At 64.7% G+C, this 20,646-nt stretch carries 14 protein-coding genes; 4 read left to right on the top strand and 10 right to left on the bottom strand.

Annotated features, from left to right (window positions below; translation table 11 throughout):
- The first annotated feature begins 284 nt into the window (after window positions 1-284).
- From VLE48_01250 to VLE48_01260, 3 genes are all read left to right on the top strand, one after another.
- Complete coding sequence (locus VLE48_01250) at window positions 285-884, top strand: DUF2064 domain-containing protein (GenBank protein ID HSA91611.1); 600 nt, start codon at window positions 285-287, stop codon at window positions 882-884.
- 68 nt (window positions 885-952) lie between these two features.
- Window positions 953-2,323 carry a nicotinate phosphoribosyltransferase gene (locus VLE48_01255; GenBank protein HSA91612.1) on the top strand — a complete coding sequence of 457 codons (1,371 nt, stop codon included), beginning with the start codon at window positions 953-955 and terminating at the stop codon, window positions 2,321-2,323.
- Window positions 2,320-2,934 (top strand): isochorismatase family cysteine hydrolase, encoded by a 615-nt coding sequence (locus VLE48_01260; GenBank protein ID HSA91613.1) that lies wholly within the window; start codon window positions 2,320-2,322, stop codon window positions 2,932-2,934. Before VLE48_01255 ends, VLE48_01260 begins: the two co-directional genes overlap by 4 nt.
- Here the strand turns inward: VLE48_01260 and VLE48_01265 are convergent.
- From VLE48_01265 to VLE48_01310, 10 genes are all read right to left on the bottom strand, one after another.
- Complete coding sequence (locus VLE48_01265; GenBank protein HSA91614.1) at window positions 2,921-4,642, bottom strand: CRTAC1 family protein; 1,722 nt, start codon at window positions 4,640-4,642, stop codon at window positions 2,921-2,923. The two genes, VLE48_01260 and VLE48_01265, sit on opposite strands and share 14 nt — an antisense overlap.
- Window positions 4,642-7,464, bottom strand: a complete 2,823-nt coding sequence (locus tag VLE48_01270; protein ID HSA91615.1) for a tetratricopeptide repeat protein — start codon at window positions 7,462-7,464, stop codon at window positions 4,642-4,644. The genes VLE48_01265 and VLE48_01270 overlap by 1 nt, the downstream gene beginning before the upstream one ends.
- Window positions 7,465-7,537: 73 nt before the next feature.
- Window positions 7,538-8,989: an RtcB family protein gene (locus VLE48_01275; GenBank protein HSA91616.1), complete on the bottom strand. Its 1,452-nt coding sequence runs from the start codon at window positions 8,987-8,989 to the stop codon at window positions 7,538-7,540.
- Between the two features lie 37 nt (window positions 8,990-9,026).
- Window positions 9,027-9,434: an archease gene (locus VLE48_01280; GenBank protein ID HSA91617.1), complete on the bottom strand. Its 408-nt coding sequence runs from the start codon at window positions 9,432-9,434 to the stop codon at window positions 9,027-9,029.
- Between the two features lie 142 nt (window positions 9,435-9,576).
- Complete coding sequence (locus VLE48_01285) at window positions 9,577-12,705, bottom strand: multidrug efflux RND transporter permease subunit (GenBank protein ID HSA91618.1); 3,129 nt, start codon at window positions 12,703-12,705, stop codon at window positions 9,577-9,579.
- A 54-nt stretch (window positions 12,706-12,759) separates the two neighbouring features.
- Complete coding sequence (locus VLE48_01290; protein ID HSA91619.1) at window positions 12,760-13,869, bottom strand: efflux RND transporter periplasmic adaptor subunit; 1,110 nt, start codon at window positions 13,867-13,869, stop codon at window positions 12,760-12,762.
- Window positions 13,870-14,027: 158 nt separating this feature from the next.
- Window positions 14,028-14,816 (bottom strand): SDR family oxidoreductase, encoded by a 789-nt coding sequence (locus tag VLE48_01295; GenBank protein ID HSA91620.1) that lies wholly within the window; start codon window positions 14,814-14,816, stop codon window positions 14,028-14,030.
- 29 nt (window positions 14,817-14,845) lie between these two features.
- On the bottom strand, window positions 14,846-16,282 hold the full coding sequence (locus VLE48_01300; protein HSA91621.1) for a styrene monooxygenase/indole monooxygenase family protein: 1,437 nt from the start codon (window positions 16,280-16,282) through the stop codon (window positions 14,846-14,848).
- Window positions 16,279-17,361: an LLM class flavin-dependent oxidoreductase gene (locus VLE48_01305; GenBank protein HSA91622.1), complete on the bottom strand. Its 1,083-nt coding sequence runs from the start codon at window positions 17,359-17,361 to the stop codon at window positions 16,279-16,281. Before VLE48_01305 ends, VLE48_01300 begins: the two co-directional genes overlap by 4 nt.
- A gap of 15 nt (window positions 17,362-17,376) precedes the next feature.
- The gene (locus VLE48_01310) at window positions 17,377-19,101 is read right to left on the bottom strand and encodes a styrene monooxygenase/indole monooxygenase family protein (GenBank protein HSA91623.1); all 1,725 of its coding nucleotides are present in this window, start codon (window positions 19,099-19,101) and stop codon (window positions 17,377-17,379) included.
- A 199-nt stretch (window positions 19,102-19,300) separates the two neighbouring features.
- Between VLE48_01310 and VLE48_01315 the strand changes: the two genes are divergently transcribed.
- Entirely contained in the window at window positions 19,301-20,539 is a 1,239-nt protein-coding gene (locus VLE48_01315; GenBank protein ID HSA91624.1) for a styrene monooxygenase/indole monooxygenase family protein, read from the top strand.
- The last annotated feature ends 107 nt before the right edge of the window (window positions 20,540-20,646 follow it).

Consider the following 20,646-nt stretch of genomic DNA (forward strand, 5'->3'; position numbering starts at 1 on the left):
CTGGAGTTCGTCTTCGAGGTTTGCCATGCCGCACACCTTACCCTCAGCGGCCGGGTCGCTGCAAAGGGACTTGTGACACTGCGTGGAGTATCACAGTGGGGACAAAGACTCGCAGTGGATTTTCACCTGGGACGAAGTGACCAGCCGGTATACCGCGCCCCCTGCTTGCTGCGTCCAAGCCTGCGACCCTAGGCAGGACAGGGAAACTCTTGGGACCAGCGAGAATGAAAGGGGACGGCGTTGTCTGCGTCTTTGCCATGCCGCAACGCAGCGGGGCAGAGGGCTTGATCTCTGCCCTTGGAACCGCTCAGGCCGCCGGACTGGCGGCAGCCTTCTTCCGAGACACCTGGCGCATGGTCTGCTCCCTGCCCTGGGCAAGGCCGGTTGCGGCGACCTCCGGCCGGCTGGCGGCGGATCTCGATCCGCCTCCGGCTGCAGTCTGGCCGCAGGGTGGCGGCGACCTCGGGAAGCGCCTGGAGCGGATTTTGCGACAGGCGCTCCGCGAGGGAGACTTCGCCATCGCTGTCGCCGCCCATCATCCCGGCCTGCCCGCCCGCCTGCTGGAGGACGCCCGGGCCCAGTTGCGCTCTGCCGATGCCGTGCTCGGTCCCTCCGAGGACGGCGGCTTCTACCTGCTGGGCCTGAAGCGCTGTCCTGCTCGCCTGCTGGCCGGACTCCCCTGGAACCAGCCCGAGACCTTTGCCCACCTCCTGGTCCGCCTGCGGGAGCATGGCCTCGCCACACACGTGCTCGAATCCTGGGCTGCCCTCGACGACACCGGCGACCTGGAGCGCCTCGCTGAGCTGCTCATTTCCCGGCGGCTCCATGCTCCGGAAACGGCCCGCGTCCTGGCCGGCATTCGCAAGGCCACCGTCACCGGCTGAATCCGAAGGATTCCGCCCCGCCCACCTCTGGGCTTCTTATAATTGGTTAAGGTCCGCATTCGGGCGCCATGTCGCAGACAGCCCATTCCGCGCTCCTCACCGACCTTTATGAGCTGACCATGGCGGCCGCGTACTTCGACCGCGGCTTCGAGGCGTCGGCCACCTTCGAGCTGTTCGTGCGCGACTTGCCGCCCAAGCGGGGCTTTCTGCTGGTGGCAGGATTGGAACAGGCTCTCGATTACCTCGCCGATCTGCGTTTCACCCACGACGACATCGACTATCTCCGGCGCCATCCCGCATTCGGGAACGTGAGCCGGGGCTTCTACCAGTACCTGCGCGACTTCCGCTTCACCGGCGAGGTCTGGGCCATTCCCGAGGGCGTTCCGGCCTTTGCCGGCGAACCTTTGTTGCGCGTGACTGCGCCCATCATAGAAGCCCAGGTGGTGGAGACGTTTCTGCTGACCACCATCACCTTCCAGACCATGATCGCTACCAAGGCGGCCCGCATCGTCCAGTCGGCCGCGGGACGCGTGGTCGTGGACTTCGGCACCAGGCGCGCCCACGGGCCGGAAGCTGGTACGCTGGCCGCGCGCGCGGCATTCATCGGCGGCTGCATCGGAACGTCGAATGTCGAGGCTGGCCGCCGCTTCGGCATCCCCACCTATGGCACGGTAGCCCACTCCTACGTGATGGCGCACCAGCAGGAGGACGAGAGCTTCCGCGATCTCCTCGCAACCTTCCCGCAGCACGCCGTCCTGCTGGTAGACACCTACGACACACTGGCCGCCATCGACCGCTTGGTGGCCCTCGGTTTGAAGCCGCGCGGCGTCCGCCTGGACAGCGGTGACCTGGTCGAGCTTTCCCGCCAGACGCGGCGCCGCCTCCGCCAGGCTGGTCTCGCCGACACCCAAATCTTCGCCTCGGGCGACCTTGACGAGTACCTCGTCGCCGACGCCCTGCGCGCCGGCGCGGAAGTGGACGCGTTCGGTGTGGGCACCGCGCTGGCCACTTCCAAGGACGAGCCTGCACTGAGCGGCGTCTACAAGCTGGTAGAGATCGAAAGCGGAGGCCAACGCCAGCCCCGCGCCAAGTTCAGCGAAGGGAAAGCTACGTATCCCGGGCCCAAACAGGTATTCCGGTTTCCCGCTGCTGACGGAAGCTACAGCCACGACCTGATTGCTTGTGATACGGAGCAGTACCCCGGCGCCGACGCTTTGCTTGCCCGGGTGATGATGGACGGCAAGCCGACCGCTCCTTCGCCGCCGCTCACCGAACTGCAGCAGCGTGCGCGCCGCGAGCTGTCCCGCCTGCCGGCGCGGCATCGCGCACTGCGCGATCCTGCATCGTATCCTGTAGGGATCAGCCGAGGTCTGGAGGCGCTCATGGAGGAGGTACGCAGCCGCATCCTGCCCACGGTTGCAAAGGAGGAAGGCCGATGAGGTTCGTTTTTTGGGACGAAGATACGCAAGTGGACTTCATCCATCCCGGCGGCAAGCTGTATGTGCCGGGCGCGGAAGCCATCCTGCCCAACCTGAAACGGCTCACCGACTGGGCCGTCCAGCACAAGATCCTGATTGTGGCCACCACGGACGCTCACCCACCGGATTCGGCTGAGTTCGCGAACTGGCCGCCGCATTGCGTGGTCGGCACTGCGGGACAACAAAAGGTCGCCGAGACGCGCGTACCGGATCCTTTCCTGATTCCTAACCATCCTGCTGCGGTTCCGCAGCGCGTGGAGGACTACGCGCAGGTCATCCTCGAAAAAGACAGCCTCGATAACTTCACCAACCCGAACGCGGAAGCTCTTCTGGAGCGCATCGGCAAGGATGCGCAGATCGTGCTTTATGGCGTGGTAACGGAGATCTGCGTGGCTATCGCTGCCCGCGGCCTGCTCGACCGCGGCTTCAGCCTGTGGCTGGTGCGCGACGCCGCCCATCACCTCGACCGGGCCAAGGGCCGCGCCGCCATGGAAGAGATCGAACGCCGGGGAGCAAGGCTCGTGACTACCGATCAGGTGATCGGCGAACTCGCCGTCCTCACCGCGGCTTAGTCTGACGCTTGGTCGCGGGAGCCGCGCCCGCCGCAGGCCCGAACGGCCGCGCACTCGCTATTCCCTTACCTTCTTCCACTACGATGGTCTGCCCTGCGGCGACGTTCTTCAGGTGGTCGGTCTGGCCGCTTGGCCACTTGATTTCCACCTGGTCGGCGCGCTCGCGTGTGCCCAAACCGAAAGTCAGCACCAACTCACTCTGCGAAAGATAGCTCGATCCGCTGCGCAGCATCTCAGAGTGCTTCTCGCCGCCCACCGTCGCCGTCACCACGGCGCCGATCCCGTCGCGGTTCGAGCGCACGCCCACCAGCTTCACCCTCAAGCTGCGGTTGCTTCCACCTTCGTTGCGGAAGAGGGCGGCCGCACCCCCGTTCGTCATGATCAGCAGATCCAGGTCGCCGTCGTTATCGAAGTCGCCGTAGGCGGCGCCCCGTGCTACTCGAGGGCGTATGAATTGCGCGCCCAGGGTTTCCGTGGTCTCCACGAACTTCCCGCCGCCCAGGTTGCGGAACATGTGCGGCGGTTGTGCATACTTCACCCGCTTCTGGATGCGCTCGATCTCGTTCTCGATGTGCCCGTTAGCCACGAAGATGTCCAGCCAGCCGTCCAGGTCGTAGTCGAAGAAGAAGCAGGCGAAACCCAGAGTCAGCAGGCTCTTGCGCCCCACCTCCGAACGCGGCGCCTCGTCCACGAACAACCCGTTCCGCTCGTTGTGGTAGAGCGCCAGCATCTGGTTGGAGAAATTGCTGATCAGGATACTGGGATACCCGGAGCGGTCGTAATCCGCGGCGTCCACGCCCATCCCTGCGCGTGCCACGCCATCCTCACTGAAGCCCACGCCCGCCAGCACGCCCTTCTCCGTGAATCCCCCCTTGCCGGTGTTGATGTAGAGCTTGTTGGGCTGGGTGTCGTTGGCCAGCAGCAGGTCGGGCCAGCCATCCTGATTGGCATCGAGCACGGCGACGCCCAGTCCCTTGGAAGTTGGGTCGAAGAGTCCGGCTGCCTGGGTCGCGTCCTGGAACTTTCCCTCGCCTGCATTCCGCCACATGCGCAGCGAGGCGCCCTTGTACGACTCCGGCGTGCAGTACGACTTGGCGCGCCCGTCCAGCGTGCAGAACAGATCCTTCTCCGCCGACCACTGCACGTAGTTGGCTACCACGAGGTCGAGCCGCCCGTCCTTGTCGTAGTCAAGAAACGCAGCCGAGGTGGAGAATTCGTTCGGCCCTTCCAGTCCGGCCGCCTTGGTGACGTCCGTGAACGTGCCGTTTCCATTGTTGCGGTACAAACGGCTCTGCCCCAGCGCCGTGAGAAAGATGTCGTCATGGCCGTCGTTGTCGTAGTCACCCACGGCCACGCCCAGTCCGTATAGGCTCACCGCCAGCCCGGCCCTGGCCGTGACGTCGGTAAACGTGCCGTTGCGGTTGTTGCGATAGAGCTTCGGGGACGCGGGCCGCTGCGGCCGCCCCGGCCAGTCCTTACCGTTCACCAGCAGGATGTCCTGCCAGCCGTCGCCGTCGTAATCCAGGAAGGCGCACCCCGAGCCCATCGTCTCCGGCATGTACTTCTTGCCAAAGGCGCCGTTGTTGTGCGTGAAGCGGATGCCCGCCGCTTGGGTCACATCACGGAAGGTGATCTTGGAATCCTGAGCCGCAGCCGGCATCCCGAGCGACATGCCAAGGAGAAGAAGGAAACCCGCGCGCTTGCGCATCAGTCCGAGCTCCCCTGACGAACGTGAGGAGCAGGAACCGCCGCCGTGCGGCGGGCCGGCGCGGCCGTTTTCCCTAACGGAGCCGAGACGTGTTCGTGGATGGCCTGGCGCTCGTTGTTGTCTTCCGGATTCGCCTGCCGATAGGGGCCGGTGATGGCCTGCGCAGCTTCATCGGCCTTGAATCTCAGGTAACGCTTCTGATGCTCGGCGGCCCGGGCCTCGTTGCCCAGCCCGTTGTAGCAGAGCATCAGGTTGTAGTGCGCCTGTAAGTCCTCGGGGTCCACCTCGAGCACCTTTTCGAACTCGCGAACGGCGTCCGCATACTGCCGCTTGAGGAACAGGATGCGCCCCAGCTCGTTGCGCACCACGCGGTCGCGCGGATATTGCGCCAGCGTCTTCCGCAGATGCGCGATGGCGTCGTCGTAGCGCCCGTCGGCCTTGAGCACTCGCGCGTAGAAATAGTGCGCCCGCGCCAGGTCCGGCTTAAGTTCGAGCGCTTTCTGCAGCACCGCGCGCGCCCCCTCGTTGTCGCCTTCCTGCACCCGCGCCCGGCCGATATTCACCCAGCCGTCGGGATTCTTGGGGTCGATCTCCGTGATTTTCTGGAATGCAGCCTGCGCGGCCTTCAGGTCGCCCTGCAACAGCAGGCCGATGCCGTAATCGTTCCAGCGCTCCCAATCCTTGGCATCGAGCTGGACGCGCGGCTCCTGCGCCCGGGCGGAGCGCGGCGCCACCTCCAGCGTCACTTCGTCGGACGCCAGCGTAACGATGGGCAGGTCCGGAATCTGCTTCAGCTTCCCGGAAACCTTCGAGGTATCTCCCGTGAACACGAAGCGCCCGTCGTCGTAGTCCGGAGTATGCGGACCCGGCTGCGCCGGATCGCGCACTCCCGCGAACGAAAACTGCGTGTTCCACCAAGAGAACTTGCGGTAATGCAGGCGCGCTTCCAGCTTGATCTTTCCGCCTGCATCTTCTGGAACTTTCATACGGTAGTGGACGGTATCGGCCGCGCCCGGCGGGATCAGGCGCACATACACCACGGAACGCGCCGCCCAGGCGTTGCGCTTGTTGATGGGATTGCCGTGCGCATCCACCAGCAACGACCGGTAGAAATGCGCTCCCTTCTCCACCGGTCCCTTGCCGTCGTTTTCCACCGAGCCGCTCCAGAACACGACGCGCCCGCGATCATCGGTCGCCTTCAGTTCCAGCCAGACGTCGAATGCGTCCACGGTGCCGCCGGGGAAGAAGTGGCCCACTTTGCGCGTGCGCACCACTACGTCCACGCGCACGGTTTCGCCGCGCCGCACCACCGGCTGCACGCGATCGAGCGGCGCAGTCACCGGCGCGGCCGGCGCCGCTGGACCGCCCGCGGGCGCAGCCAGTTCCGCTTCTTCACCCACCGCGAACGTGGTCGCCAGTTCGCCCGGAACCGCGGCGCCTCCCGCAGTCATCGGCTCGGCCTCGGACAGCGCAAAGATGTCCACGCTGACGATGTTGTCCTGCAGGAACTTCTTGGTGACCTCAAGTTGGATTGCGTCCTGGTTAGCTGTCGGCAGCGCGGTGTTGGCGCCGGGAAAACGATGCGAATGTACTTTGCCCGCGATGTTGCCCTGATCCTGGCTTTCCACCAGTGGCATGTGGCAGTCGGCGCACTTCTGCGCCTTGGGCGGATAGTAGAACGACCTTGCTCCCTGCCCGGAGACCCCGGACGCCTGCCAGTTGTCGTATTCGTTGAATCCGCGGATCCACCGATAGTGGTTTACCGGCGAATCCAGGTGGACCTTGTGGCAGGTGGAACAGAACTCGGCCGTCTGGTCGCGCATGAACGGCTTGAGGAACGCCCGCCGGTGAGGCTCCGGGTTCACGTAGGTCAGGAAGTCGTGCACCCCGCGCAGCACCGGATTCTCGCTGGCCGCCAGCTCATGCAGATCGGGATACTCCAGCACGAAATCGCCCTGCCCCATGGAGCTTTTCACGTGCACGATGGAGTGGCACATCATGCAGCCCATGCCGGCGTGCGCTTCCGGCCGGTCCATCTGCTCCACGATGGGTTTGTCCATCTTGCCCGCCAGAAGGATGGCGGGATCGTGGCAGCCGCCACACCACTTCGAAGGCTTCGTCCCCGCCACTTCCTGCATGTACTCGACGCTTTTGCGGTACCACTGGTTGTTGAAGGACGAGAAATGGTGCGCCGAGCTGAACCACTGCTGGTAGATGTCCTGATGGCAGCGCTGGCAGGCGTCCGACTTCATGAAGAACTCAGAAGGGATCAGCTTGCCGTCCTTTACCTGTGACGAGCTGGGGAAGAAGGGCCCTCGCGGTCCGTCGCCTTCGCCGTCCATCGACGTCGGCGGATTGAGCGGATTGCGAATGATGTTCGCGCTCAGCCACAGGTTGTGCCTTGAGTACTGGGCCGCCGTTGAAAGCGCAGCCACGAACAAGACGGCCACCGCAAACCGCGCCACCGCGGAACCCAGCCACCCGCGCCGCTCCATCCACGCCACCAGCAGCAGCGCCACGCCTGCCACCGTCAGCCCAATGTGCGCATAGAGCCAGGGTAGGTTGGGCCGAGTCGTGCCGATGGCAAAGAGGAGGACGCCAATCATCGCGCCCAGCCCCATGGCTATCCAGCCGAGCCGGGCGGTCCCCGGAAGGTCCGAAAGCCCCCTCCGCAACACTCGAGGTAGCAGCAGCGCAAGCAAAACGCCTGCTGCCAGATGCAGCACCACAATGCCCAGGTAGAAGACGCTCGTATCCGGAAGGCCGTAGAGGTAAAGGCCGGAAAGCGCCAGCAGGAAAATGAGCCGGTTAGAAAGCTTCACGCCCACCGATAGAAGTTACCGCGTAAGCGCGGACCTCGCAAGGCTGCCGTCGAAGTAGGAGGGACAACAACCGCTATCCCTTGATCACCGCCACCGGCTCCAGCCGCGCCACCATCTTTCCGATGCCCGCGCGATGTACCACCTCGACCACCCGCGCCACGTCCTTGTAAGCCACCGGCGCTTCCTCGGCCAGCCCCGCCATCGAACCCGCGCGCACCACGATGCCGCGCGTTTCCAGTTCCTGGCGCAACTCCGCGCCGCGCACCGTCCGCTTGGCCTTGGCGCGGCTCATCACGCGTCCCGCGCCGTGGCAGGTGGAGCCGAAGGTCTGCTCCATCGACCCCGGCGTCCCGAGCAGGATGTACGATGCCGTTCCCATCGACCCGGGAATGAGCACCGGCTGTCCCAGGTCGCGCAGATCGTTGGGCAGCACCGGCGATCCCGGCCCGAACGCCCGGGTTGCGCCCTTGCGGTGCACGCATACGCGCACGCTGGCGCCGCCGATCCTGTGCTCTTCGACCTTCGCCATATTGTGCGCGATGTCATAGATCTGGTGGAGGCCGAAGTCCTTCACCTTGCCCGCCAGCGCCTCCTCGAACGACCGCCGGATGTAATGCGCCAGCACCTGCCGGTTGGCGAAGGCGAAGTTGGCCGCGCACGCCATGGCGCGGAAGTAGTCCTGGCCTTCACCCGAGCTGAAAGGCGCGCACACCAGCTCGCGATCGGGCAGCGTGATGCCGTACTCCCGCACCGTCCTCTGGAAGCGCGCCACGTAGTCCTCGCACACCTGGTGGCCGAACCCGCGCGAGCCGCAGTGGATCTGCACCACCGCCTGATCGGGATAGAGTCCCAGTCGCCGCGCCGCCTCCTCGTCGTGCACCCGCGCCACCCGGTCCACTTCGATAAAGTGGTTGCCCGCCCCCAGCGTCCCGATCTGGTGGCGCCCGCGCTCTTTCGCCTTGTGCGAGACCAGCGCCGGGTCGGCGCCCGCCAGCGTCCCGAATTCCTCGGTGCGTTCCAGGTCCTCCGGCCGGGCGTAACCCTGCTTCAGTGCCCAGCGGCTGCCTTCAACCAGCGCCTGGTCCATTTCGGCGTCTTTCAGCCGGATGTGGCCCGTCACTCCTACGCCGCTCGGGCAGTTGCGGTACAACGCCGTCGCCAGGTCTGCGAGAAACGGCTGTATCTCTTCCACCGTCGCTTCGGAAGCCAGCATGCGAACGCCGCAGTTGATGTCGTAGCCCACTCCGCCCGGCGAGATCACGCCGTCCGGCAGCCGCGTCGCCACCACTCCGCCGATAGGAAAGCCGTAGCCCTGGTGGATGTCGGGCATGGCGATGGCGTACTTCACCACTCCGGGCAGGGTGGCGGTGTTCACCAGTTGCTCCGTCGACTTGTCGCCCAGCGCGTCTTCCAGCAGCGCTTCGTCGGCATACAGCCGCGCGGGCGCGCGCATGTCCTCGCGGTACGACTGCGGGATCTCCCATACGTTCTGCGCCACGCGCACGAAATCAGACTTCTGCGGCATTTCTCCTTTGCCCTCTTACCTTTGCCCTTTGCCTTCCTTACACGTCCACCACAACAGTTACCTCGAACCCGTCCTTGCTTTCAGTGATCCGCAACTCGTGGAAGGTCACCGCCTTGATGGGATTGACGTCGGACGCCTGTCGCGCTCGACCCTCCACGCGCGCCCGCAACCGGGTATCGAAAATCTCAATGACCTTAAAGCGATTGTATGCCTCGCACTCGGTCTCCTGCAGGTAGAGCAGTTCGTTCAACCAGTTGACCAGCAGCGTCTCCCGATCTACACCTTCTACCGAGACCTCGTGCGAAACGGTTGGCTCGAACTCCGGCGCTGCGCCCCGCGGCCAGCACACCACCCGGGCTGCGTTCACGAACAAATCCGCCAGTGTCCCGCCGCGTATGCGGAACGCCCAGTCCGCCGTGTGTTCGACTTCTTCGTAGGGCTGCATGAAGCTCTCGTCCAAGCTTTGCCGGAGTAAAGGGAATACTGGGAAGTCCCTCGAAGGAACGACCTATCCTAGCTCAGCCGTTTCAACGTTAGGTGGGCCAGATGCAGAAGGGGAAGCAGGTGTGGACGACGCCGGATCCTACTTAATCCGCCGTTTCCGCCACCGCTCCTGCGTGCGCGTGCCGCACCGGCAACCATGCCCGCACGATCACGTACAGCACCGGGATGATAAACAGGTTGAGGAAGGTGGAAACGATCATCCCGCCGGCCACGGTGGTTCCCACCGAATGCCGTCCCGCCGAGCCCGCGCCCGAGGCGAACACCAGCGGCATCACTCCCATGATGGTGGCCACCGACGTCATCAGGATGGGCCGCAGCCGCAGCCGTGCCGCTCCCGCCGCCGCTTCCATCAGCGGCACCCCGCGCGCCTGCAACTGCTCGGCAAACTCCACGATCAGGATGGCGTTCTTGCTCGCCAATCCGATCAGCATCACCAGTCCCACCTGGCAGTAGACGTCGTTCTGCAGCCCGCGCATCCACTGCGCTCCCAGCGCTCCCAGGATGGCCATCGGCACCGAAAGCAGGATGATGAAGGGCAGCACGAAGCTCTCATATTGCGCGGATAACGTCAGGTAGACCACTAGCAGTCCCAGGGCGAACAACAGCAGCGACTGCCCTCCGGACTCGATCTCTTCCAGCGCCAGCCCCGTCCACTCGTAGGAATACCCCGAGGGCAGCGATTCGCGCGCCACTTCTTCCATGGCTGCGATCGCCTGCCCGGAACTGTATCCCGGCGCCGCGCTGCCGTTGATCTCCGCCGTGCGGAACAGGTTGTAGTGGCTCACGATGCTGGCCGTGGTGGTTTCTTTCACCGTCACCAGGCTGTCCAGCGGCACCATCTGGCCGGTCTCGGCGCGCACGTAGAACTGCCTGAGGTCGCGCGGCTGCGAGCGGAATTGCTTGTCCGCCTGCACGTACACCCGGTACGACCGGTTGTTGAAGTCGAAGTCGTTCACGTACTGGGAACCCATGTAGACCTGCAGCGCCGACGTGATCTCCGTGAACGGTACTCCCAGGCTCTTGGCCCTTTCCCGGTCAATCTCCACCAGGAATTGTGGATCGCGCGCGCTGAACGTGGTGAACAGGCCCTGCAGTTCGGGCCGCGTGCTGGCCTTGCGGATCAGTCCGCGCAGAGCGTTCTCCATCTCCTCCATGGTTCCCGCGCCGGTCTGCTGCAACTGAAACTGGAATCCGCCATACGCTCCCAGTCCCTCAATGGCCGGCGGGCCGAAAGGCACCACGCTCGCCTCTCGGATCCCGGCCAGCGGCCCGCGCACGGCATTCACCACCTCCCCCAGCGAATGGCCTTCTCCCTTCCGTTCCTCGATGTCCTTCATGTTCATGAAGATCATCGCCCGGTTCGGCGCCGCCCCGCTGAAGCTCCAGCCCGGCACCGAGAACACGCCGGTCACATCCGGATTCTGCAGCAGCACCTTGCTCGCCTGGTGCGAGACCGCGGTGGTGTACTCCAGCGACGCCCCTTCCGGGGCCTGCACCAGCACCATGAACCAGCCCTGGTCCTCGTCGGGGACGAAGCTGGTCGGCACCGCCTGGTACACGCCGTAGGCCGCTGCCAGTCCGATCAGGAACACCACCACCACCAGCGCGCGCTTCCGCTCCAGCACCGGAATCAGGTTGCTGTAGGCCTCGGTGGCCCGCGCCAGTCCGCTGTTGAAAGCGTGCAGCAGCGGATTCCTGGAACCGTGGTAGCGCCGCAGAAGCAGCGCCGCCAGCGCCGGCGAAAGCGTGAGTGCATTGAACGCCGAGAGCGCGATGGAGAACGCGATGGTCAGCGCGAACTGCTGGTACAGCCGCCCCGTCGTTCCTGGAAAGAATCCCACCGGCACGAACACCGCGACCAGCACCAGCGAGGTCGCGATCACCGCTCCGGTCACTTCGCCCATGGCCACTTGCGTGGCTCGCCGCGCATCGGCCATCCCTTCCTGGATGTGGCGCTCCACGTTCTCGATCACCACGATGGCGTCGTCTACCACCAGGCCCGTGGCCAGCGTGATGCCGAACAGGGTCAGCGTGTTGATGGAAAACCCGAACAGCTTGGCGAAGGCGAACGTGCCGATCAGCGATACCGGAATCGTCACTGCCGGAATCAGCGTGCTCCGCCACGTCTGCAGGAAGAGGAAGATCACCAGAATGACGATGACCACCGCTTCCAGCAGAGTCTTCAGCACTTCGCGGATGGACTCGCCCACCGCCGCGGTAGTGTCAAAAGCCATCTGGTACTTCAGGCCCGGCGGAAACTGCTTCGCCAGCCGGTCCAGTTCCTCTCGCACTCCCGCCGCTACCTCCAGCGCGTTGGCGTTGGAGAGCTGCATCACGCCCAGGCCCAGGGCCTCATGTCCGTTGTAGAAAAGGTTGGAGCCGTAGTTCTCCGCTCCCAACTCGGCGCGTCCCACATCGCGCACCTGCACCAGCGACCCGTCTTCGCCCCGCTTCAGGACGATGTCCTCGAATTCCCTCGGCTCCGTCAGCCTTCCCACGGCACGTACGCTGATCTGGAACTGCTGTCCCGGCACGGCCGGTGATTCTCCCACTTGCCCGGCCGCCACCTGCACGTTCTGTTCGCGCAGCGCCGCCACCACATCGCCCGCGGTGAGCTTGCGTTTAGCCAGTCGCAGCGGGTCCAGCCACAGGCGCATCGCGTACTTGCGCTCGCCGAAGATGATGACGTCGCCCACGCCCTTCACCCGCTTCAGCGGGTCGCGCACGTACACGTCCAGGTAGTTGCTGATGAACTGGCTGTCGTAGCGCCCGTCCTCGGAGTACACCCCTATGGCCAGCACGAACGACCCGGAGTTCTTGTAGATGCCGAGGCCGGTGGTCTGCACCTCCCCGGGCAGGCGTCCCAGCACGGTCGAGGCGCGGTTCTGCACGTCCACGGCGGCGATGTCCAGGTTGCGGTCCAGCGCGAACGTCGCCGTTACCGAGCTCGAGCCGTCGTTGCCGCTGCTCGAGCTCATGTACCGCATGCCCTCGGCGCCGTTGATGGCCTGCTCCAGCAGCGTGGTCACGCTGCTCTCCACCGCCTGGGCGTTGGCCCCGGTGTAGTTCGCGAACACACTCACCTGCGGCGGCGCCAGCACCGGAAACTGCGCCACCGGCAAGGTAGGGATGGCGGTCGCTCCCGCCAGGATGATCAGCAGCGAACAGACCGTCGCAAACACCGGCCGCCGTATGAAGAAATTAACGAACATGCCCTGCTTTCCCGCTCAGAATGAGGAAAAGGCGAGGACTACTCACGGGCCAACCTACTCCGCCTTTACCGGCGTCCCGTCCGCCAGCATTTGCACGCCGGTCACGATCACCTTCTCGCCCGGCTCGATCCCCTCCAGCACCACGTACCGGTTCCCCAGGATCTCTCCCAGTCGCATCGCTCTCTGCCGGGCTACGGTCTGCTTGCCATCGCTCTCCACCACGAACGCGAAGGTCTGTCCGGCCACGCGCTGCACTGCCGTGATGGGCAGCAGCACCCGTTCGCCCTCACTCCAGATCACCCGCGCTCGCACCACTTCATCGTTGCGGAAACGTCCCTGCGGATTGGGCACGCTGGCCTTGATCAGCAACAGTTGCGTGGCGTCGTCCACGCGCGGGGAAACGAACGTGGTCACGGTGCGTATCGCGGTCTGTTCCCCGGGCACCACGATCTCGACCGGCGTCCCTGTACGCACAGCGCCAGATTTTTCCGCCGGAACCGAGATATAGGCTTCGAGTTCGCCGCCTTCGTCGAGCGTGGTGAGTACGGTGTCGGTGTTCACGCGGTCGCCCACCCGCACCGGGATGTCGCCGATCGTTCCTGCCGACGGCGCCGTCACCGTGTAGTAGCGCAACTGCACCTTCTGTTCGCTCACCGACGCCTCGAGCGCGTCCACCTCCGCCTTGGAGGCGTCATAGGCCGTCTGGGCCTGGTCCAGTTCTTGCTTGCTGATCACTCCGGCGGCGAACAATTGCTTGCGCCGCTCCAGTTCTTGCCGGTTGTACTCCAGGGCCGCCCGGCGCGCCCGCTGGTTAGCTTCCTGCGCGGTAACCGTAGCCTCTTGCTTCCGCGGATCGATCTCCAGCAACGGCGCCCCGGCCGCCACCCGGTTCCCCGAGCGCACGAAGATGCGGGTGACCTGTCCCTCCACCTCCGGCTGGATCACGGACGACCGCCGCGACTTCAGCGTGGCGATGTACTCGGTGAAATCCGGCGCTCGCTCCCGCGTCGCCGTCTCCACTTTCACCGCGATGGCCTGCGGATCTGTTTCCGCGCCTCCTTGCGCTTTCTTGCTGCATCCGGTTATGGCCACCGCTACCACAGTCAGGACACACCATGACACGGTTGTCACCACGACCCGCGGTTGAAAGGAAGAGAACATCATGGCCGCCCTTATATGATTGCACCACGAATCCATATGGCGCGTCGAGGTGTTACCCACAGGATGTTTACCTGGACGGGATGGATTCCTTTATTTGCGGGATGTACCGGCTCCAGTGCCGCAACCGGGCCTTCTGCTAGTGGGAACATCGGACCCGGGCACTACCGGATCAGCTCTGGAATCGCATTCACCTTGCCCTCGGGGCCCATGGCGATGTAGCCGCCGTCCACCGCCACATCGGTTCCGGTAATGAAGGAAGCGCCGTCGGAGCAGAGAAAGAGCACGGCCTGCGCGACTTCCTCGGGGTTGCCCACCCGGCTCAGCGCGTGGAAGCGCCCGCCGACCTGGTCCGTGAGGGCGCGGTCGCCGTGGGTCCATTCGTTCATCAGCCGGCACCAGATCCATCCCGGGGAAACCGAGTTGACGCGGATCTTGTCGGCCGCCAGCTCGAGCGCCTGGGTCCGCGTCAGATGGATCATGGCCGCCTTGGTGACCGGATATACCGCGCGGCCGGGTTGCGCCACCTTGCCGCTGACGCTGCCGAAGTTGATGATCACGCCCCCACCGCGCTTCACCATGTGCGGCCGGCAAGCCTGCGCCATGACGATGCCCCCCAGCACGTTCACGTTGAACGCGTCCAGCCACTTCTCGCGGTTGGTCGCAAACCCCTCATCGGTATAGACACAGGCAAGGTTGATGAGGAAGTCCACGCCGCCGAATGTCTTCACGGTGCGCTCCACGCAGGCTGCGACTTGCTGATCATCGCGCAGGTCGGTCTGGACAAACAAAACGTCCTTGCCCAGCTCGGAGGCGGCAGCCTGGCCGCCCTTGGCGTCCACGTCCGCCACCGTCACCTTCGCTCCCTCGCCCACGAATCCTCGCACCACGCCCTGTCCCAGCAGCGTGGCCCCACCGGTAACGATCGCAACCTTGCCCTTGAGTCCTTGCATCTCTCGTGTCTCCCTCTTCCCTCGCAGCTTCAGGCCTGACGGGCCGGCACTGTCGCCGGCGCCTCTTTCTCCCAGAACCGTCGGCCGGGCGGCAGTGGCTCGGTGCCGGGATGTCCGGAACGCAGTCCCAGGGCTTGGCGCACCTGAGCGCCGGCAATGTTAACCCTTCCGCGGATGGCCGACCACATCCAGTGATGGCCGGTCAGCTTCTCGATCAGGGCGCGGACCTTGGCCATGTCGTGAAAGGCCTCTGTGATGTAGGCCGGGTCGTTAAAGTTCTCCACGAAGGCATTGGCGATGGTCTGGCAGCCGCGGGCGTCATCCAGTTCACCGCTGGAGCCGTACTGCGCGATCAGCAGCTCCTTGCCGGGATCGGTCAGCGGTTCCAGCAGCGTGTTGTTGAACATTTCGATAAAGCGGTGCCGCGCCCAGAACTTTTCAAAGGTGCTCTCCATCCAGGGCACGTCGAAGGGTTGATCCTGGCGTTCCAGAATGCACTGCACCAGGTTGCGCGCCATCTTGTTGCCGTTGTTCGCCCCTTGCCCGCCAATGGGATCCAAGGAATGGGCGGTGTCGCCGACGGAAATCACCGGCCGGCCCGAGGGAAGAACGCCCACGACTTTCCGCACCTCGGGAACGAAACTGCCCACCAGCCAGGCGTTTTCGTCCGCCAGTTCGGCGTTCTTGATCCACTCCGCATCCCAGGGCACCATCTCCCGCGTCACCTTCTTGGCGATGTCCAGAGCGTCCTGTCCGCTCTTCGCGCCGCGGAACTGGTCCATGGGACTGCCTTCCTTGGCTTCGAACACGCAGCTCCAGGCTTGGCTGCCGCCCTTGTGATACCAGGGAACCCAGAAGCACTCGCCGTAACGTCCGAAGAAGTTGAACTTCACCGGCAGGAACGGGCAGTAGTCCATGTGCATGGCAACGTTCACGACGTTGATCATGGCAAGAAACCGCGGCGGCTTCTTATACGTGCTGCGGCCATCATCGCGTGGAAACAGCTTCACCACCGGGCCGCGGCCTGCCGCCACAATCGTCAGATCATGCGCCGCGGCGATTTCCTCCAGGCGCGGGATGGTGACCTCCTCAGTGGTGATCTTCCCCCCGATCTTTTCCAGGTCCTGCATCCAGCGGGCGCTCTGCAGGCGCAGATCGATAGCCAGGAAGGGTCGTGATAGCCGCCCCATCAGGGTGAGCAGAACGTTGCCCAGCGCTCCCGGCACGAACGTGAGGTGCACGCCCTCGCCCTTGGGCGCCAGGTGGTCCCAATGATTCAGGCCCAGTTCGCGTTCCCAGTCCAGTGACATATCGAATCGCGCGGCCGTGCCCGTGGGCCGGCTGCGATTCAGAAAGTCTTCCGGCGTCTTGTCGGAAAAAAGCGTGACCTCATAGCCGTGGCGCCGCAGGTCATGCGCAATCAGCAGGCCTGCCTGTCCCGCTCCGACGATGGCCACTCTCCTCATCGGCCCTGCGGCTCACCTCCCATCAACTCGATCACATCGCCGATCACCTTCAGGTAGTCGGGAAATGAAAAGGGCGGCAGTTCCACGCCCTCCGGAAAGTGCCCCTGGAAAAGCGGGAAGTACACGTCCGGCGGAGAAGGATTCAGCACCACGGTCGTGGCGCCGGCGGCGCGATAGTCGGCAATACGCTTGCGCACCTGTTCCGCCGTGCCGGCGAGCGTGAACGCGGCCGCCATCTCGTCGCTCACCAGGCGCAGCGCCCCCTTCAAGTCTCCGCGCGCCACCAGATCCTGGATCTGGCGGACCTCGCTGCCAAAACCGGCTTGCGCGAAGCTTTCAGCGTAGAAACGCGACGAGCCGCTGGCGGTGGCGAACATCAAGACCTGTCCTTTGATCTGCTCCAAGGCGCGGCCGTCCCGGCCGACGATGGCGGGAAGCCCGCAGGCAATGTCGAAACCGTCAAGCGACCGTCCAGCGCGCTCGGCGCCGGCGCTGATATTCGGCAGTACGACCTTGCCCAGGTACGGCAGCGAATAGAAGTAGCCCAGGATGCCATCCGCCACTTCGCCCGCCAGATGCGCCATCTTGGGTCCGATGGCCGCCAGGTAGATCGGAATCGGCGGGCTGGGAGGAGGCACCTGAAGCTGGAAATTCCTGACGCGAAACACCTCGCCTTCGTAGGTGACACATTCTCCCGCGAGGATGCGCCGCAGGATGGTCACATACTCGCGCATGGCCGTGAGCGTCTTGGCGTAGCGGGCGCCATGCCAGTCTTCGACATAAGAGCGGGCTTGCAATCCCAGTCCCAGGATCATGCGTCCCGGGCAAAGTTGACTCAAGCTCACGGCGCTTAGCGCCATGGCCACCGGAGACCGGCTCCATATGCCGACCACGCCGGTCGCCAGCCTCAGCCGTTCGGTCTCCAGCGCAGCCGCAGCCGCCGGTATGAAGGCGTCGCCGAAGGTGATTTCCGGGAACCATGCGGTCTGCCAGCCACACTCATCGGCGCGGCGGGCGAAACGGCGGACCTCCGCCAGCGGCAGGGCCTCCAGGAAGACTCCCAGTCTGTTCGATCCCACGTGCAGTCGTCTCCCTCAGTCCGGAATGTCGGGATGCCGAGTCGCCAAGCGATACCGGCCGGAGTGGAACACCAGCGGCTCGCCTTCCTGGTACTTGTAGTCTTCCACTTCCCCGAGAAGGATCACGTGGTCGCCGCCGTCGTATTGCCGCACCTTGCGGCACACGAACCAGGCGACGGCGCCGTTGAGCAGCGGGCAGCCGGCTCTGCCTTCCGTGCACTCCACGCCCGCGAACTTGTCCGCCATCGGGGTGGAAAACTGGCGGGAAAGATGGTGTTGCCGCGACTCGAGCACGTTCACCGCGAAGTGACTCGCGCTGCAGAAATCCTGGAAGCTGCCCGCGTTGCGTGCCAGGCTCCACAAAATCAGTGGCGGATCGAGTGAGACCGATGAGAACGAGTTCACCGTGACTCCCACTCGCCGTCCGTCCGATGTGCCTGCCGTTACCACCGTGACTCCGGTGGCAAACTGGCCCAACGCGCGCCGAAAATCGCGGCGATCGAACCGGTCTGCCACCGCTTTGGCTTCCTGCTGGATCAACTTTTCCGCTTCCGCCGCCTCCATGAACCAGGGAAAGAAGGTGCGGGGATCGTCGAAGCCGTTCACGAAGGCCCGGGCGACGGCGGTGATCTTGCCGCATGCTTCCAGGATCTTCATCACGTGCGCCGGCGGGTTCAGCATCAGGTTGGTCCACTCCGTGACCCACTTCGCATATCCCGTCCAGTAGCGATCGAAGGTCTGCTGCATCCACTCCGGATCGGCCGCCCGGTCGCCGCGCTCCAGAATGCTTTCCAGGTACGATTCCGCGCACTTGGCCGCGTTGTTCGACCCCTGCCCGGTGATGGGATCGTTGAGCACCACGGTGTCCGCCATGCCCAGGACGTGCTGCCCCGAAGGCAGCCTGGCCAACGGCTTCCGCACCACCGGGGTCAAGCGCCCGGTGAGAACGCCGTTGGCGTCGGTCAGTTCGACTTCCCGGCAGCGCTCCGCTTCCCAGGGCAGCCAGCGCTCCAGGATCTGTTTGCTGCGGGCCAGGTGTTCGCCGGGTGTCTTCACGTCCTGCCAGCAGTCCATGGGCCCGCCCACCACGCCTTCGAACGTCATGATTTCGCAGGGACCGCTGGTGGTGAGCGCGGGAAACGCGAAGTACTCGCCCACCTGCGGAATCAGGTTGAAAGAAACCAGGCTGAAGGGCTGGCGCGGCGCCATGTTGCGCACGTAGGTGAGCGCCAGGGCACGCTGCGGTTTTTCGAAGCACGAGCGTTCGGCATCGCGCTCGAAAAGCTGCCCGATGGCGCCCTTCCCTGCCGCCACGATCACCAGGTCGTGGGTGCGTGCGCACCGCTCCAGGTCGTCCAGGTCGGCTTCCTTGATGCGCAGTTCGCCGCCGCGCCGCTCGAACTCCGTGATCCAGCGCGCCACTTTCAGACGCAGGTCCACCGACTGCGCAGGATCATCCAGTTGGGTGGCCCAATCGACCACTTTGCCGCCCACGCCATCCGGCACGGCGAAGCCCATGCCCTCCACGCGGGGGCAGTCCGCTTCCCAGAAGTTCAGGCCCAGTGCTCGCTCCGCCTCCAGCGCCGAGTCGAACATGCACTGGCTGGACATCACCGGTCCATCGTGAATCTCCTCCGCCGAGCGGCCCGCGTAGATGGTTACCTCATAGCCGCCGGCCAGCAGGCCCAGCCCAAGTTGTAGTCCCGACTGGCCGGCTCCAATGATGGCGATACGCTTCATTCCACCCGGTTCCCCAACGCGGAAAGCAAACTATCACGCAGGTTGGTGACGAACAAGGGAGCCGGACTGTAAAGAGATGAAAACGGCGCAACTCTCGGGTATATTTGGCTCCCCATCGAACGGATTCCGCGCCCGTCCCTACATGCAGGATCGCCGGACCCGTGGGCCGCACTTCAGGAAGCGAGGGAGACAGCGCTCCATGAGAAAGATCGCGATTGTCGGAGCCGGACAATCCGGCCTGCAGTTGGCGCTAGGGCTGCAGCAGCAGGGTTACGGCGTCACCGTCGTCTCCAACCGCACGCCCGAGCAGATTCGCGCCGGCCGGGTCACATCCAGCCAGTTCATGTTCCACGACTCCTTGCAGAACGAGCGCGACCTCGGCATCAACCTCTGGGAGAAGCAGTGTCCCATCACCGAAGGCATCGCCTTCTCCATCCCTGCTCCCGATGGCAGCCGCGCTCTCTTCTGGGAGGCCCGGCTCGACCACTACGGCCAGTCCATCGATCAGCGCGTGAAGTTCTCGGGTTGGATGGCGGAGTTTGCTCGCCGCGGCGGCAAGCTGGTGATCGAGGACGCCGGTCCGGAGCACCTGGAGCAGTACGCCCACACCCACGACCTCGTCCTGGTCGCTTCCGGCAAGGGAGAAATCGCCCGCCTGTTCGAGCGCGACGCCTCCCGCTCTCCCTACTCCACTCCCATGCGCGCCCTCGCGCTCACCTACGTCACCAACATGGTGCCCCGCGAGCCCTACCCCGCGGTGGCCTTCAGCCTCATGCCCGGCGTGGGCGAATACTTTGTTTTCCCCGCCCTCACCCTCAGCGGCCCCTGCGAGATCATGGTGTTTGAAGGCGTGGTCGGCGGGCCCATGGACTGCTGGCAGGATGTGAAAACGCCCCAGCAGCACCTGGCCCGCAGCAAGGAGATCCTCGCCAAGTTCCTGCCCTGGGAAGCCGCGCGCTGCCACAACATTCAACTCACCGACGACATGGGCATCCTGACCGGCCGCTTCGCCCCCACCGTCCGCAAGCCTGTCTGCAAGCTGCCGTCCGGCGCCGTGGTCCTGGGTATGGCGGATGTAGTGGTGCTCAACGATCCCATCACCGGCCAGGGCTCGAACACTGCCAGCAAGGCGGCGAAGGTGTACATGGACCGCATCCTGGAGCGCGGCTCGAAGCCCTTCGATGCCGCCTGGATGCAAGGCACCTTCGATGCCTTCTGGAGCTACGCCCAGTGGGTGGTGCGTTGGACCAACTCGTTATTGGTGCCACCTGAGCCCCAGATCCTGCAGCTCATGGGCGCCGCCAGCCAGATTCCGGCGCTCGCCAGCCGGATCGCGAATGGATTTAACAACCCGCCGGACTACAGCCCTTGGTGGTTCGGCACCGCAGAGGCCGAATCCCTGATTCAGCGCCTGCAGAAGGAGGCGTCGGTCGCCTAGGTACGCTGCCGAGTTGACAGCGGCCGCCCCCGGGTATGGAATGAGCATCTCCAGGATCGCTCACACTTCAGGGAAGGATTTTTTCTGGACCCGGGCAACATACTCAA

The organism is Terriglobales bacterium (assembly GCA_035454605.1).
Taxonomy (GTDB): Bacteria; Acidobacteriota; Terriglobia; order Terriglobales; family Acidobacteriaceae; genus DATMAB01.

What these genes read in the sequence shown, in the direction of transcription:
- VLE48_01280 (HSA91617.1), bottom strand. Translation starts at nt 9,434, where the DNA reads ATGCAGCCCTACGAAGAAGTCGAACACACGGCGGACTGGGCGTTCCGC.
- VLE48_01255 (HSA91612.1), top strand. Translation starts at nt 953, where the DNA reads ATGTCGCAGACAGCCCATTCCGCGCTCCTCACCGACCTTTATGAGCTG.
- VLE48_01285 (HSA91618.1), bottom strand. Translation starts at nt 12,705, where the DNA reads ATGTTCGTTAATTTCTTCATACGGCGGCCGGTGTTTGCGACGGTCTGT.
- VLE48_01260 (HSA91613.1), top strand. Translation starts at nt 2,320, where the DNA reads ATGAGGTTCGTTTTTTGGGACGAAGATACGCAAGTGGACTTCATCCAT.
- VLE48_01300 (HSA91621.1), bottom strand. Translation starts at nt 16,282, where the DNA reads ATGAGGAGAGTGGCCATCGTCGGAGCGGGACAGGCAGGCCTGCTGATT.
- VLE48_01275 (HSA91616.1), bottom strand. Translation starts at nt 8,989, where the DNA reads ATGCCGCAGAAGTCTGATTTCGTGCGCGTGGCGCAGAACGTATGGGAG.
- VLE48_01265 (HSA91614.1), bottom strand. Translation starts at nt 4,642, where the DNA reads ATGCGCAAGCGCGCGGGTTTCCTTCTTCTCCTTGGCATGTCGCTCGGG.
- VLE48_01290 (HSA91619.1), bottom strand. Translation starts at nt 13,869, where the DNA reads ATGATGTTCTCTTCCTTTCAACCGCGGGTCGTGGTGACAACCGTGTCA.
- VLE48_01310 (HSA91623.1), bottom strand. Translation starts at nt 19,101, where the DNA reads ATGAAGCGTATCGCCATCATTGGAGCCGGCCAGTCGGGACTACAACTT.
- VLE48_01295 (HSA91620.1), bottom strand. Translation starts at nt 14,816, where the DNA reads ATGCAAGGACTCAAGGGCAAGGTTGCGATCGTTACCGGTGGGGCCACG.
- VLE48_01315 (HSA91624.1), top strand. Translation starts at nt 19,301, where the DNA reads ATGAGAAAGATCGCGATTGTCGGAGCCGGACAATCCGGCCTGCAGTTG.